Source organism: Streptomyces sp. 796.1 (assembly GCF_047525675.1).
Classification (GTDB): domain Bacteria; phylum Actinomycetota; class Actinomycetes; order Streptomycetales; family Streptomycetaceae; genus Streptomyces.
On the sequence record NZ_JBLIWA010000039.1, the window covers coordinates 237,953 to 250,454 of the forward strand.

At 71.7% G+C, this 12,502-nt stretch carries 11 protein-coding genes; 8 read left to right on the plus strand and 3 right to left on the minus strand.

Annotated elements, in window-relative coordinates:
* Positions 1 to 477: 477 nt before the first annotated feature.
* The 4 genes from ispG (at position 478) to ACMA1D_RS24820 (ending at position 5,473) form a co-directional block, all read left to right on the plus strand.
* Entirely contained in the window at positions 478 to 1,632 is a 1,155-nt protein-coding gene (gene ispG, locus ACMA1D_RS24805) for a flavodoxin-dependent (E)-4-hydroxy-3-methylbut-2-enyl-diphosphate synthase (protein ID WP_414726208.1), read from the plus strand.
* 123 nt (positions 1,633 to 1,755) lie between these two features.
* Positions 1,756 to 2,601, plus strand: coding sequence for a GNAT family N-acetyltransferase (locus tag ACMA1D_RS24810; protein WP_414726209.1), 846 nt, complete (start codon positions 1,756 to 1,758; stop codon positions 2,599 to 2,601).
* A gap of 31 nt (positions 2,602 to 2,632) precedes the next feature.
* Positions 2,633 to 3,202: a GNAT family N-acetyltransferase gene (locus ACMA1D_RS24815; RefSeq protein WP_414726210.1), complete on the plus strand. Its 570-nt coding sequence runs from the start codon at positions 2,633 to 2,635 to the stop codon at positions 3,200 to 3,202.
* 558 nt (positions 3,203 to 3,760) lie between these two features.
* Entirely contained in the window at positions 3,761 to 5,473 is a 1,713-nt protein-coding gene (locus tag ACMA1D_RS24820; protein WP_414726211.1) for a proline--tRNA ligase, read from the plus strand.
* A gap of 158 nt (positions 5,474 to 5,631) precedes the next feature.
* Here the strand turns inward: ACMA1D_RS24820 and ACMA1D_RS24825 are convergent, their stop codons facing one another.
* From ACMA1D_RS24825 to ACMA1D_RS24835, 3 genes are all read right to left on the minus strand, one after another.
* Positions 5,632 to 6,582, minus strand: coding sequence for an aminoglycoside phosphotransferase family protein (locus ACMA1D_RS24825; RefSeq protein WP_414726212.1), 951 nt, complete (start codon positions 6,580 to 6,582; stop codon positions 5,632 to 5,634).
* 395 nt (positions 6,583 to 6,977) lie between these two features.
* Positions 6,978 to 7,535, minus strand: a complete 558-nt coding sequence (locus tag ACMA1D_RS24830; RefSeq protein WP_414726213.1) for a ferritin-like domain-containing protein — start codon at positions 7,533 to 7,535, stop codon at positions 6,978 to 6,980.
* A gap of 424 nt (positions 7,536 to 7,959) precedes the next feature.
* Positions 7,960 to 8,580: a hypothetical protein gene (locus ACMA1D_RS24835; RefSeq protein ID WP_414726214.1), complete on the minus strand. Its 621-nt coding sequence runs from the start codon at positions 8,578 to 8,580 to the stop codon at positions 7,960 to 7,962.
* Positions 8,581 to 8,787: 207 nt separating this feature from the next.
* Here ACMA1D_RS24835 and rimP point away from each other — a divergent pair, with 207 nt between their 5' ends.
* The 4 genes from rimP to ACMA1D_RS24855 all read left to right on the plus strand — a co-directional run.
* Complete coding sequence (gene rimP, locus ACMA1D_RS24840) at positions 8,788 to 9,303, plus strand: ribosome maturation factor RimP (protein ID WP_414726215.1); 516 nt, start codon at positions 8,788 to 8,790, stop codon at positions 9,301 to 9,303.
* Between the two features lie 2 nt (positions 9,304 to 9,305).
* Positions 9,306 to 10,310 (plus strand): transcription termination factor NusA, encoded by a 1,005-nt coding sequence (gene nusA, locus ACMA1D_RS24845; RefSeq protein ID WP_414726216.1) that lies wholly within the window; start codon positions 9,306 to 9,308, stop codon positions 10,308 to 10,310.
* A gap of 1,334 nt (positions 10,311 to 11,644) precedes the next feature.
* On the plus strand, positions 11,645 to 11,923 hold the full coding sequence (locus ACMA1D_RS24850) for a YlxR family protein (RefSeq protein WP_349997434.1): 279 nt from the start codon (positions 11,645 to 11,647) through the stop codon (positions 11,921 to 11,923).
* Between the two features lie 153 nt (positions 11,924 to 12,076).
* On the plus strand, positions 12,077 to 12,502 hold a 426-nt coding region (locus ACMA1D_RS24855), incomplete at its 3' end, for a translation initiation factor IF-2 N-terminal domain-containing protein (RefSeq protein ID WP_414726217.1).

Below are 12,502 nucleotides of genomic sequence, written 5' to 3' on the forward strand. Positions count from 1 at the left end.
GCACGGAGCACGGAGCACGGGGCGGCGGCCCTGCCGGTACGCGCCGTAGCCAGCTGTAGACCGACCGCGTGGGCCCGCCCCGAAGGTGCCGGTGACCTGTCGCGTCCGCGGTGCTGTGGGGCGGAGCCGATACGGGGCCTGGCAGGAGACGCGTCCGCTCCAGTCCGCTACTCGCCCCCGTGAGCAGGCTCGACCGGGCCGCGGTTCGTCGGCCGGGCGGGGTTGGTCGCACCGTGTCCGGTTCCGGCCCCGAGAGTCGACGGCTACGGCGCGGGGGAGCTAGCGAGTGCGTCTTGCGGCTGGCCGACGGCATGGCCACGAACGAGCGAAGATCGGGCGAGGCGTCCTCGCCCGACTATCGCCGATCGTGTGAGGTTAGAGGCTGGGTGCGCCGGGGCTGCTCCAGGTGCCGTAATCTCGAAGACCGGAGCCCGCCGATCTCGGGACCTCGTTACACACCTTGGGGTTGCTCGCCAGATGACAGCGATTTCGCTTGGAATGCCGTCCGTTCCGACCAAGCTTGCCGACCGTAGGGTCAGTCGTCAGATTCAGGTGGGCTCGGTGCCCGTCGGTGGTGACGCTCCGGTGTCGGTGCAGTCGATGACGACGACGTTGACTGCTGATGTGAATGCGACGTTGCAGCAGATTGCGCAGCTCACGGCGTCGGGTTGTCAGATCGTGCGGGTGGCGTGTCCTTCGCAGGATGATGCCGAGGCGTTGCCTGCGATTGCGAAGAAGTCGCAGATTCCGGTGATTGCGGATATTCACTTCCAGCCGAAGTATGTGTTTGCGGCGATTGATGCCGGGTGTGCTGCGGTGCGGGTGAATCCGGGGAACATCCGGCAGTTCGACGACAAGGTGAAGGAGATCGCGAAGGCGGCTTCCGATGCGGGGGTGCCGATTCGTATCGGGGTCAACGCGGGGTCGTTGGACAAGCGGTTGTTGGCGAAGTACGGGAAAGCGACGCCTGAGGCGTTGGTGGAGTCGGCGTTGTGGGAGTGCTCGCTTTTTGAGGAGCACGGGTTCCGGGACATCAAGATCTCGGTGAAGCACAACGATCCGGTGGTGATGGTGAATGCGTACCGGCAGTTGGCTGCGCAGTGTGACTATCCGTTGCACTTGGGTGTGACGGAGGCGGGTCCTGCTTTTCAGGGGACGATCAAGTCTGCGGTGGCGTTCGGTGCGTTGTTGGCGGAGGGGATCGGCGACACGATTCGGGTGTCGTTGTCGGCGCCGCCGGTGGAGGAGGTGAAGGTGGGCATCCAGATTTTGGAGTCGTTGAACCTTCGTCCGCGGAGGTTGGAGATCGTGTCGTGTCCGTCGTGTGGGCGGGCGCAGGTGGATGTGTACAAGTTGGCGGATGAGGTGACGGCGGGCCTTGAGGGGATGGAGGTTCCGTTGCGGGTGGCGGTGATGGGGTGTGTGGTCAATGGTCCGGGTGAGGCGCGTGAGGCGGATCTGGGTGTGGCCTCGGGCAATGGGAAGGGGCAGATCTTCGTGAAGGGCGAGGTCATCAAGACCGTGCCGGAATCGAAGATCGTGGAGACCCTGATCGAGGAAGCCATGAAGATCGCCGAAGAGATGGAACGCGACGGAATTGCTTCCGGTGAACCCCAGGTATCCGTGAGCTGACCTCCGCGGGCGCCACCGCGTTCCCGGTTGCAGGGGGTGCGTCGCGGGGGACCGAGGTACAGTGCGGAAACCGAGTCCCCTGCGGCCCCACCGGACCGCAACCACCACGAGGCGTACCGACACGTGCTGACGACGACCACCACCAGGGTCCTTGAGCCGGGCGAGCTCGACGCGGCACTCGCCGTACTCGACCGCGACCCGGTCGCCAATGCCTTTGTCGCCGCACGGGTCCAGACAGCGGGTCTGGACCCGTGGCGGCTCGGCGGTGAAATGTGGGGTTGGTACGCCGGCGGACGGCTTGAATCGCTGTGTTATGCCGGGGCCAATCTGGTCCCCATTTGCGCCACACCGGAGGCCGTACGCGCCTTCGCCGACCGGGCGCGTCGTTCCGGGCGCCGCTGTTCCTCCATCGTGGGCCCCGCCGAGGCCACGGCTGACCTGTGGTCCCTGCTGGAACCGAGCTGGGGTCCCGCGCGCGAGGTGCGCGGCCACCAACCGTTGATGATCGCCACCGGGATGCCCGACGACATCGCCCCGGACCCGTTGGTGCGCCGAGTCCGCAAGGACGAGATGGACGTGATCATGCCCGCGTGCGTGGCCATGTTCACCGAGGAGGTCGGCGTCTCGCCGCTGGCCGGCGACGGCGGCCTGCTCTACCAGGCCCGGGTCGCCGAACTCGTCGGCTCCGGTCGGTCCTTCGCCCGCATCGACGACGGCAGGGTCGTCTTCAAGGCGGAGATCGGCGCCGCCACCCAGCGCGCCTGCCAGATCCAGGGCGTGTGGGTCGCCCCTGAGTACCGTGGGCGCGGCCTCTCGGAGACTGGCATGGCTGCCGTGCTCGCGCACGCCCTGCGCGATGTGGCACCGGTCGTCAGCCTGTACGTCAACGACTACAACGCCGCGGCACGCGCCGCCTACCGACGCGTCGGCTTCCGTGAGGTCGGCGCGTTCATGAGCGTTCTGTTCTGACGCCACAGGGCCGGCCAGTAGGGTGCGGCTCATGTCGCATCGCGTCGGCGGGCAGCCCCCCGTCCCCCGAGACATCGCCATCGGGCCGCTCGATCTCGCGGCCCGCGTCGACGATGCGCTCGCCGTGCAGGCCCACGCCTTCGGCCTGACGGACGAGGAGATCGGCGTACGGCGCCACATCGTGCTGCGGCATTTCGCCACCCCGGGCGCGCGTGCCCTCGGGGCGACCACCGCAACGGGGCGCCTCGTCGGGTTCGTCTACGGCCTGCCCAACCAGCGCTCGTACTGGTGGTCCACCGTCGTCGCCCCGTACCTGCGTGCCGGCGGGCACGAGGACTGGCTGGACGACTCCTTCGTCATCACCGAACTGCACGTCCACCCGTCCCACCAGAAGCTCGGCATCGGCCGGGCGCTGATCACCACGATCACCGACGGGGTGGCACAGCCGCGCAGCATCCTCTCTGCGATCGACGCCGAAACCCCCGCCCGCGGCCTCTACCGCGACCTTGGCTACCGGGACCTGGCCCGCCCCGTCCACTTCCCGAGCGCGCGCAGCCCGTACGTCGTCATGGGGGCGCGCCTGCCGCTGCGTCGGGGGTGACCTCGGTACAGCTGGGGGGAGCCCCCAGGCCCAGGGAGCGTCCCACCGGCTGGGCAGGCGCCGCAGTCCGCGGCGCGGCGCCCGCCGGCGCCACCAGGTGCGCCGGGACACGGCGTGCCTCCCCTTGCCCCGTGCGCCGCGTCACAGGCACGGAGCGGCGATGGGGCGCAGATCATCGCCGGGGGCACGGGGCACGGGGCACGGGGCACGGGGCACGGGGCACGGGGCACGGAGCGGGTGGCGCGCAGCCTCGCGCGCGAGGCTGTTGAGTACGGGGCATGGAGCAGTGGCGTTCTGCCTTGACACGGGGCGCGGAGCACGGAGCTTCGGGCCGTGGGGTGTCAGGCGGTGACGGGGTGGGCTCCGTACGGGGCGCAGAGGCAGCGCCGCCCCGTGCTCCGTGTCGTGTCGCTCCGTGCTCCGTGTGGTCTACGGGGCGGTGGCGAGGGGCTTCGTACGGGCCACGGGGCGCAGGTGGTCGCGGGCTAAGTCGTTTTCGCGGGGTGACCCGCTGCGGTTAACCTCTCGCCCATCGCACCCGTACGCAGGAGACCTCCCATGGCCCACGCAGCCAACGTCCAGCGCATGTCCACGATGCTTTTCAAGACCCTGCGCGACGACCCGGCCGATGCCGAGACGGCCAGCCACAAGCTCCTGGTCCGTGCCGGCTACGTGCGCCGTACGTCGGCGGGCATCTGGACCTGGCTGCCGCTGGGCAAGAAGGTGCTGGACAACGTCACGCGCGTCGTGCGCGAGGAGATGGACGCGATCGGCGGCCAGGAGGTCCTGCTGCCGGCGTTGCTGCCGCGTGAGGCGTACGAGACGAGCGGGCGCTGGGAGGAGTACGGCGACCTGCTGTTCCGCCTCAAGGACCGCAAGGGAGCCGACTACCTCCTCGGGCCGACGCACGAGGAGATCTTCACCCTGACGGTCAAGGACCAGTGCGCGTCCTACAAGGACCTCCCGGTGATCGTCTACCAGATCCAGACGAAGTACCGGGACGAGGCGCGTCCGCGCTCGGGCGTGCTGCGGGGACGCGAGTTCCAGATGAAGGACTCGTACTCCTTCGACGTGAGTGACGAGGGGCTGGCCGAGTCGTACCGGCTGCACCGTGAGGCGTACACCCGGATCTTCGCGCGGCTGGGCCTCGACTACCGCATCGTGTCGGCGGTTTCCGGGGCGATGGGTGGTTCGGCGTCCGAGGAGTTCCTGGCGCCTGCCGCGGCGGGCGAGGACACCTTCGTGGACTGCCCGGCCTGTGGCTACGCGGCGAACACGGAGGCCGTCACCTTCGCCGCGCAGCCGACGGCGGACGGGGCCGCGCACGGCCCCGTGGAGGAGCTGGACACGCCCGACACCCCCACCATCGAGGCGCTCGCGGTGCACCTGGGCGTGCCGGCCTCGGCCACCCTGAAGAACCTCCTGGTCCGGGTGGACGGCGAGATCGTCGCGGTGGGCGTGCCCGGGGACCGTGAGGTGGACCTCGGCAAGCTGGGCGAGCACCTGGCGCCGGCCACCGTCGAACTGGTCACCGCCGACGACTTCGCCGACCGGCCCGACCTGGTGCGCGGCTACGTCGGTCCGCAGGGCATGGCGGGCAAGGCGTTCCGCTACCTCGCCGATCCGCGCGTCGCCCCCGGCACCGCCTGGATCACCGGGGCCAACAAGGCCGACACGCACGCTCGCAACGTGGTCTGCGGCCGGGACTTCGAGGTGGACGAGTACCTGGACGTGGTCGTCGTGGAACCGGGCGATCCGTGCCCCTCCTGCGGCGCCGGGATCGAACTCGACCGCGCCATCGAGATCGGCCACATCTTCCAACTCGGCCGCAAGTACGCCGACGCCTTCGAACTCGACGTACTCGGCCAGCAGGGCAAGCCGGTGCGGGTGACCATGGGGTCGTACGGCATCGGCGTCTCGCGCGCGGTGGCGGCGCTGGCGGAGCAGACCCACGACGAAGCGGGGCTGTGCTGGCCGCGCGAGGTCGCGCCGGCTGACGTGCACATCGTCGCCGCGGGCAAGGCGCTCCAGAACGAGCGCGCCCTGGAGATCGCCGAGCGCCTCGGCGCCCTGGGCGTGCGGGTACTGGTGGACGACCGACCCGGGGTGTCGCCCGGCGTGAAGTTCACGGATGCGGAGCTGATCGGCGTACCGACCATCCTGGTCGTCGGCCGTGGCGCGGCGGACGGCGTGGTTGAGTTGAAGGACCGCAAGACCAACGCGCGCGAGGAGCTGTCCATCGACGAGGCGCTGGCCCGCCTCACAGCCTGACCGCACGGGGCGCCCCGAACGCACCGGGCGGCTCCGTACGGGCTACGTCGCCCGCCTCGTACCCTGCTCCGTCGCCCGCCCCGTCCGGTCTGCGGCTCCGCTCCGTGCGGGGCGGTGGACGGGGCGGGGCGGTTGCGTCGACGGGGCGGTGCGGCTGACTAGAGCCAGCCGGCGAACTCCAGCAGCGACTCGCCTTCGTCCCGCTCGCCCCGGGCGAGCCGGTCCACGCCAGCGGTCACGGAGCGGAACAGGGCCCAGCCGCGCAGTCGGTCACGGTCCACCTCCAGCGAGTCGGCGAGCTTCTTGATGCGGCGGCGTGCGGCGTTCGCCGCGCCGGGCAGCGCGATCAGGGTGTCGAGGCGCTCCCGTGCGAGCCAGGCGAGGTCGTACGCGCGCTCGCCGACCACCGGCCGGGGCGCGATCGCGAGCCACGGGGCCCGGTCGCCGGCGAGCACCTTGCCCTGTTGGAAGACGCCGTGCAGGAGCAACGCCTCGGGGGAGGCGGCGGTGAGTTCGGCGTGCGCGGCCAGGGCGTCGTCGATCAGCGGGCCGAGCTCCGTCGCCCATGGCTGGTCGTGTGATGCGCGTAGCGTCGCGGCGTGACGGGCGGTGAGGTCCTGCACGGTGGGGAAGGGGTGGTCCGCCGGCGGCGGGACCCACAGCCGGCGCACCGTTTCTGCGGCCTCCAACATCGACTTCGGCTCCGGCAGCGAACGCAGGCTCACTTCACCGTGCAGCCGCTCAAGGAGCAGTGCCCCGTCGGCGGTGGCACGGCGCAGCACCCGCACCGCGCCCGAGCCGCCCCAGTGGTCGAGCGCGGCGCCTTCCTGGTCCGTGCGCTCGGCGACCACGCCCAGCTTGAGTACGGCCGGCGTGCCGTCCGGTTGGTGCACCAGGGCCAGCAGGCTGCCGCGCCCACCCGGGGCCCACACCCGTTCGAACGTCAGCTCCCAGCGCTCCAGCAGCGCTTCGAGGCGCTGGGGCGCCGCGGCCAGCCAGGCGGAGCCGGCCGCACCGTGCTCGGCTCGTACGGAGTGGACCAGGCGGTGTGGTGGCTGGAACGAAATCCCCGCGGGTTCCGTACCGTCCTCGTGCGGTGCTGTTGCCATCCCGAGCTGTCCCTTTCCCTTGCCTGGCGGTCTCGCGTCGGCCGTGCCCCGTCGTGGCGGCGCGCCCCGGGGCTACGGCTCGTCGGCCCCGCCCTGTACGGCTCACACGGTGCGGCCGTCGCCCGAGCCCGGCACGGACCGCTAGCGTGCCCCGTGCCCCGTGCCCCGTGCCCCGTGCCCCGTGCCCCGTGCCCCGTGCCCCGTGCGGCGGGTGCGTGGTGCGCCGTGGCCCTGGGGTAATGAGTGTGATCAGGCCATGCGCGGTTGCGCTCCGGGGCGTGCCGAGGGGCGGCCGTGGTGCGTACGGGCAGCTATGGAGCCTGCGCGCCGCCGTAGGCCGGTGCGCGGGCCGGCCGGTCGCGTCGAACTGTGGCTCCGTTGCCCAGCTCGTCGGCTCACAGCACGTCGGCCGTGCCGCTCGCAGTGGCCGTCGGCGCCGTGCCCGCGGCCCGCTCGGCGAGACCGGGAAAGGCTACGCTGCTGCCGCGCCAGCGCACTGCCCGCACCGCCGCTTCCCGCAGCGCCGCTGCCGCCTCGCCGCGGGCTGCTCCGTCGGCGGCCCGTACGAGGTCGGCGTAGACGGCGCAGACCCGGGTCTCCACCTCGCTGGCCAAGCGGGCCGCAGCCGCGGGGTCGGGTACGGGGAACGGCAGTGCGTAGGCGGCGGCCGAACTGACGGGGTCGCCCTTGAGCGCCCGTACGGCCCGTTCCAGGGCGTCCCGGCGAGCGCGGTGTGAGGTGAGCCCTTCGCGGGCTTCGGCCAGTCGCTTGTCCTCGATCCGCCCGCCGATCACTCCGTACGCGTAGACGGCGGCGTGTTCGGCGGCCAGCGCCGCCTGGGTGGCCCGTAGCGTGCGCTGTGCAGGTGTGCCCCCGTTCCGGTCACGATCCGCGCCGTTCTTGGCGCCGGTGTCGTCTCCGGTGCCGGCGGCGCGTTCCGGGGCGATGCTCATCGTGGTGGCTCTCCTGCTCTGCCGTTTCCGGTCTGCTGCGCGATACGTCCCCGCCGTACGGTGCGACACGGAGCCCCGCCCGCGGACCCTTGCGTGCTCCGTGCTCCGTGCTCCGTGCTCCGTGCTCCGTGCTCCGTGCTCCGTGCGACGGCGACGCGGGCGGTTGTGCGGGCAAGCTGGCATGCATCGGCCCGTGCCGTTCCGCGACGTACAGCGTTCGCCCCGTGCCCCGTGCCCCGTGCCCCGTGCCCCGTGCCCCGTGCCCCGTGCCCCGTGCCCCGTGCCCCGTGCCCCTGAACCTCCGCGCGCGAGGCTTCGTGCTCCGTACGGTCCGTGCTGTGGTGCGGAACGGTGTGACTGCCTGCGCTGTGGTGCGGGTGTCGGCAGGGAGGTGGTGTGCGGCGGTCGTGTGTGATGCCGGCCGTCATGTGCGGCTCTCCGCCAGGAGGTAGGCGTGGGCGGCGTTGCTCGCGGCGACCGAGGCCAGGAGGCGGGCGAGTTCGGGCGAGGCGGTGGTCAGGGCGGCGAGCTGGGTGTCGGCCGTGCGGCGTTCCGCGCTGGCCAGGGTGGTGAGCGCCGCGCGGGGATTCCGCGGCACTCCTTCGGTACGGGGCGCACCGCTGGCGGCCCCGTCGGCCGTTGGGGAATCTGCTGCCGCCTTGGGCGGTTCTGATCGCGCGGCGGAAGCCGGCACCGGGGGCGCCGTGGGGGAGGCGGACGGGGCGGGGGAGCCGAAGGCCGCGGCGTGTCGGGCCACTTCGCTGCGGAGCGGACGGAGCCGGTTGGCCAGTGCGGGGTGTGCGCCGATGGTCGCGTCGTACTGGGCGAGCAGGGCGGTGCTGGCCCGGGCTGCCTCGCTCCGTAGGCGTGCGTCGGCCGAGGTGCGCCCGTCCGCGGCTGCGGTGTCCCGGGAGTCGTCGCTGCAACCGGTCAGCAAGGCCCCGATGCCTGAGATCCCGACCGCCCCGCCGGCGACGGCGAGCAGGCTGCGTCTGCGCGGGCCCGTGGGGTCCGGCGATGTAGTCGTGAGCGGCACGTTCCTCATCCCCTGCTCGTGATCACCGCAGGCGAGCGTACCCACCGCCGCGGCCACAACGGTGCTGCCCCCGCCGCACGGGACCCGTACGGGCTGCACCGTGGGGGCGGGGGCGGGGCGCCGGCGCCGAATCGTCAGCCCACTGCCGGAACAGCTAGGCTTTGATCCGACACGCGACCTTCCCACAACAGCACACGCGGCCGAGGAGTCACCCGGATGAGCACCACCCAGAGCGAGAGGCTGCGCGGACTGCTAGCACCGCTCGTCAGCGCGCGGGACCTGGATCTGGAAGAGGTCGAGGTGACACCGGCCGGGAAGCGGCGCGTGCTCCGTATCGTGGTGGACTCCGATGACGGTGTGCAGTTGGACGCGTGTGCGGAGCTGAGCCGCGCGGTCTCGCAGGCCCTCGACGACGCGGACGTGATGGGCGGTGCCCCGTACGTCCTTGAGGTCACCTCGCCCGGTGCCGACCGGCCGCTGACCGAGCCGCGGCACTTCCGGCGTGCCACCGGCCGTCTGATGAAGGCGCAACTCGTCGCGGGTGGCGAGCTGGTCGCCCGGATCGTCGACGTCGATGACGAGGGGCTTGACCTGGAGGTTCCGGGTGTGAAGGGCCGCAAGCCCACGGAGCGCCGGCTGGCCTTCGACGAGATCTCCAAGGCGCGTGTGGAGATCGAGTTCAATCGCAAGACCAGTGAGCAGAAGAACGACGAGAGCCAAGAGGAGGCGTAGCCGTGGACATCGACATGAGTGCCCTGCGGGGTCTGGTGCGGGAGAAGGAGATCTCTTTCGACCTGTTGGTCGAGGCGATCGAGGCCGCGCTCCTCATCGCGTACCACCGCACCGAGGGGAGCCGTCGGCGCGCCCGCGTCGAGCTGGACCGGAAGACCGGCCACGTGACCGTGTGGGCCAAGGAGGACGCCGCCGACCTGGAGGACGCGCCGGAGGGCACGGAGCCCCGGGAGTTCGACGACACTCCTTCGGGCTTCGGCCGGATCGCCGCGACGACCGCCAAGCAGGTCATCCTCCAGCGGCTGCGGGACGCCGAGGAGGAAGTGACCTTCGGCGAGTACGCGGGGCGCGAGGGCGACGTCGTCGCGGGCATCGTCCAGCAGGGCAAGGACCCCAAGAACGTCCTGGTGGACATCGGCAAGCTGGAGGCCATCCTGCCGGTGCAGGAGCAGGTTCCGGGCGAGGAGTACACGCACGGTACCCGCCTGCGCACGTACGTCGTGCGCGTGGTCAAGGGCGTCCGCGGCCCGTCGGTCACCCTTTCGCGCACCCACCCCAACCTGGTGCGGAAGCTCTTCGCTCTGGAGGTGCCGGAGATCGCGGACGGTTCCGTGGAGATCGCGGCCGTCGCGCGCGAGGCCGGCCACCGTACGAAGATCGCCGTTCGCTCCACGCGGTCCGGCCTCAACGCCAAGGGCGCCTGCATCGGCCCCATGGGCGGGCGGGTCCGCAACGTGATGGCCGAACTGCACGGCGAGAAGATCGACATCGTCGACTGGTCGGACGACCCGGCCGAACTCGTCGCCAACGCCCTGTCCCCGGCCCGCGTGAGCAAGGTCGAGATCGTGGACCTCTCGGCACGCTCCGCGCGCGTGACGGTGCCCGACTACCAGCTCTCGCTCGCCATCGGCAAGGAGGGTCAGAACGCGCGCCTGGCGGCGCGGCTGACCGGTTGGCGCATCGACATCCGCCCCGACACGGAGCAGCAGCCGGCCCCCCAGGGCTGATCCCCGTACGACTCCCTCGTCGCACGCCACCCGGGCCGCCCCGACTTTGTACGGGGCGGTCTCACGGCGGGCGTACGACGGTGGGGCAGGCGGAGAGAACCGGGTAGCGGCGCCACCGCCTCCGGGCCCGCGTGTGGGGCTGGGGCTGGGTGCCTCTCGGGTCTTCCACAGGGCCCCGGGATCGGGCGATCCCCGGGCGCCTGACGTGCGCCGGGGCCTTGCGCCTGGCGCGGAGCATCACGGGATACGTGGGCTCGCCATGGAGCGTGGTGTGGCTGTGGCACGGGGCGGCCGGGTCCTTGGTAGAGCCCGGGCTACGGGGCGCGGAGCGACTGCCCTGTGGACCGGGCGTCCGCTGGTGGAACCTCGGGCACGGGGCACGGGGCACGGGGCACGGGGCGGGCGCCGAGGAGCCGCCCCGTGTGCGACGGAGCGGCTCGCCCCCCTGATGCTCGGCAAGTACGCGCCGTACGACGCAGCAACCAGTCCCGGTAGGCCGCGGCGCAGCGCCGTTCCGGCAGCCCGCCCAGGGCGGCCAGCCGCGAATAGGCAGAGCGGCCGGCCGGGATGTGCGCCAAGACCACCAAGGGCACCCCGGTCCTGCGGCCACTGGCCGCCTCGGAACCGCGGCCACCACGGGCCCGCACGGAGCGACAGAGGGCCCGTGGCGCGGGCGCCCCTCACACTCGGCGGAGCCAACGGAGCCAACGGAGCCAACGGAGCCAACGGAGCCAACGGAGCCTGGCCGGTACGGTGGCGGGGCGGTGCGCAGAGCGGCCCCGTCGCGGTGCGCACCGCATCCCGCCGACGCCTCGTACGGTGCTCCGCTCCGGGACGGCTCCGTCCACTCCACTCCGTACGACTCCGTGGCGTCGGGCACAGCCCCCGGCGGCGCGGAACCTGGGCGGGACCTGGGTGTGTGGGCGCGGAGGGAACCGCTCCTGCCCGTGGCCCCGGGCCCGTACCCGAATTAAGCAGCACGGACGGTGCCCAAGCCCCGCCCACCAGGCGACCCTCTCGCACGGACACGGACACGGACACGGACACGGACACGGACACGGAGCACGGAGCACGGAGCACGGAGCACGGAGCACGGAGCACCTCACGCGTGCGCGCGAGGAGGCAACGGAGCGGGAGACGGACGGGGCACGCAGTGCGAAGCACGGAGATGGTGCGTAGCGCCTATCGTGGCGACGGCCACTCGCGCACCGTGCGCCAGTAGAAACACAGGGTGACCGTCGCGTGGTCGGCGGTGACCGTGGAGCGGATGACAAGTGACCGTTCGATCATTGCCCTAAACGGGTGGGGTCGGCGCGGGGAGGTAGACTAAAACAGTGTCTGGCCGGACGCGCGTCAGCGCATGCCCTGAGCGAACCTGTGTGGGATGCCGGGAGCGCGCGACCAAGGACGAACTACTGCGCATCGTGGTGGCTGGGAACGACTGCGTTCCCGACCAGCGCGGTACGCTGCCCGGCCGGGGTGCGCACATGCACCCGACACAGGTCTGTTACGACCTGGCGGTTCGCCGCAGGGCGTTTCCCAGGGCCTTCCGGGTCCAGGGCCCGCTCGACACGACGGCCTTGAGCCGGTACGTCGAACGGGTAACACCGTAAGAGTTGGAAGTACGGCACGGGACACCGTGCGGTCAGGTACCTCGCGAGTTGGAAGTAGGTCGAGATTGCGATGAGCACTCGATGAGTACGCGATGAGTACGCCCATGAAGTAGCGACGGTCCGGCGGTCAACCCCGGACCTAAAAGGAGCGATGTGGCTAAGGTCCGGGTATACGAACTCGCCAAGGAGTTCGGCGTTGAGAGCAAGGTCGTCATGGCCAAGCTCACTGAACTCGGTGAATTCGTACGTTCGGCGTCCTCGACGATCGAGGCGCCGGTTGTACGCAAGTTGACTGACGCTTTCCAGCAGGGCAACGGTTCCGGCCGTTCCGCTGGCAAGCCCGCGGCGCCGCGCAAGGCGTCGCCCGCCAAGCCGTCTGCGCCGTCTCCGCAGGCGGCCCGTCCCGCTGCCCCCAAGCCCCCGGCGCCCGGCCCCAAGCCGGCGCCGAGCGGTCCCGCGGGCAGCACGGGTGCGGCCCCCACGCCGGGTCCGCGCCCCACCCCGGGCCCGAAGGCTCCGACGCCGGGCCCGCGCCCGACGCCGGCCCCCGCGGCCCCGGCCGCGCCCGCGCAGCCGGAG

Coding starts and splice junctions, on each gene's coding strand:
- ACMA1D_RS24820 (WP_414726211.1), top strand. CDS start 3,761: ATGGCCCACGCAGCCAACGTCCAGCGCATGTCCACGATGCTTTTCAAG.
- ACMA1D_RS24815 (WP_414726210.1), top strand. CDS start 2,633: ATGTCGCATCGCGTCGGCGGGCAGCCCCCCGTCCCCCGAGACATCGCC.
- ACMA1D_RS24825 (WP_414726212.1), bottom strand. CDS start 6,582: ATGGCAACAGCACCGCACGAGGACGGTACGGAACCCGCGGGGATTTCG.
- rimP (WP_414726215.1), top strand. CDS start 8,788: ATGAGCACCACCCAGAGCGAGAGGCTGCGCGGACTGCTAGCACCGCTC.
- ispG (WP_414726208.1), top strand. CDS start 478: ATGACAGCGATTTCGCTTGGAATGCCGTCCGTTCCGACCAAGCTTGCC.
- ACMA1D_RS24835 (WP_414726214.1), bottom strand. CDS start 8,580: ATGAGGAACGTGCCGCTCACGACTACATCGCCGGACCCCACGGGCCCG.
- ACMA1D_RS24830 (WP_414726213.1), bottom strand. CDS start 7,535: ATGAGCATCGCCCCGGAACGCGCCGCCGGCACCGGAGACGACACCGGC.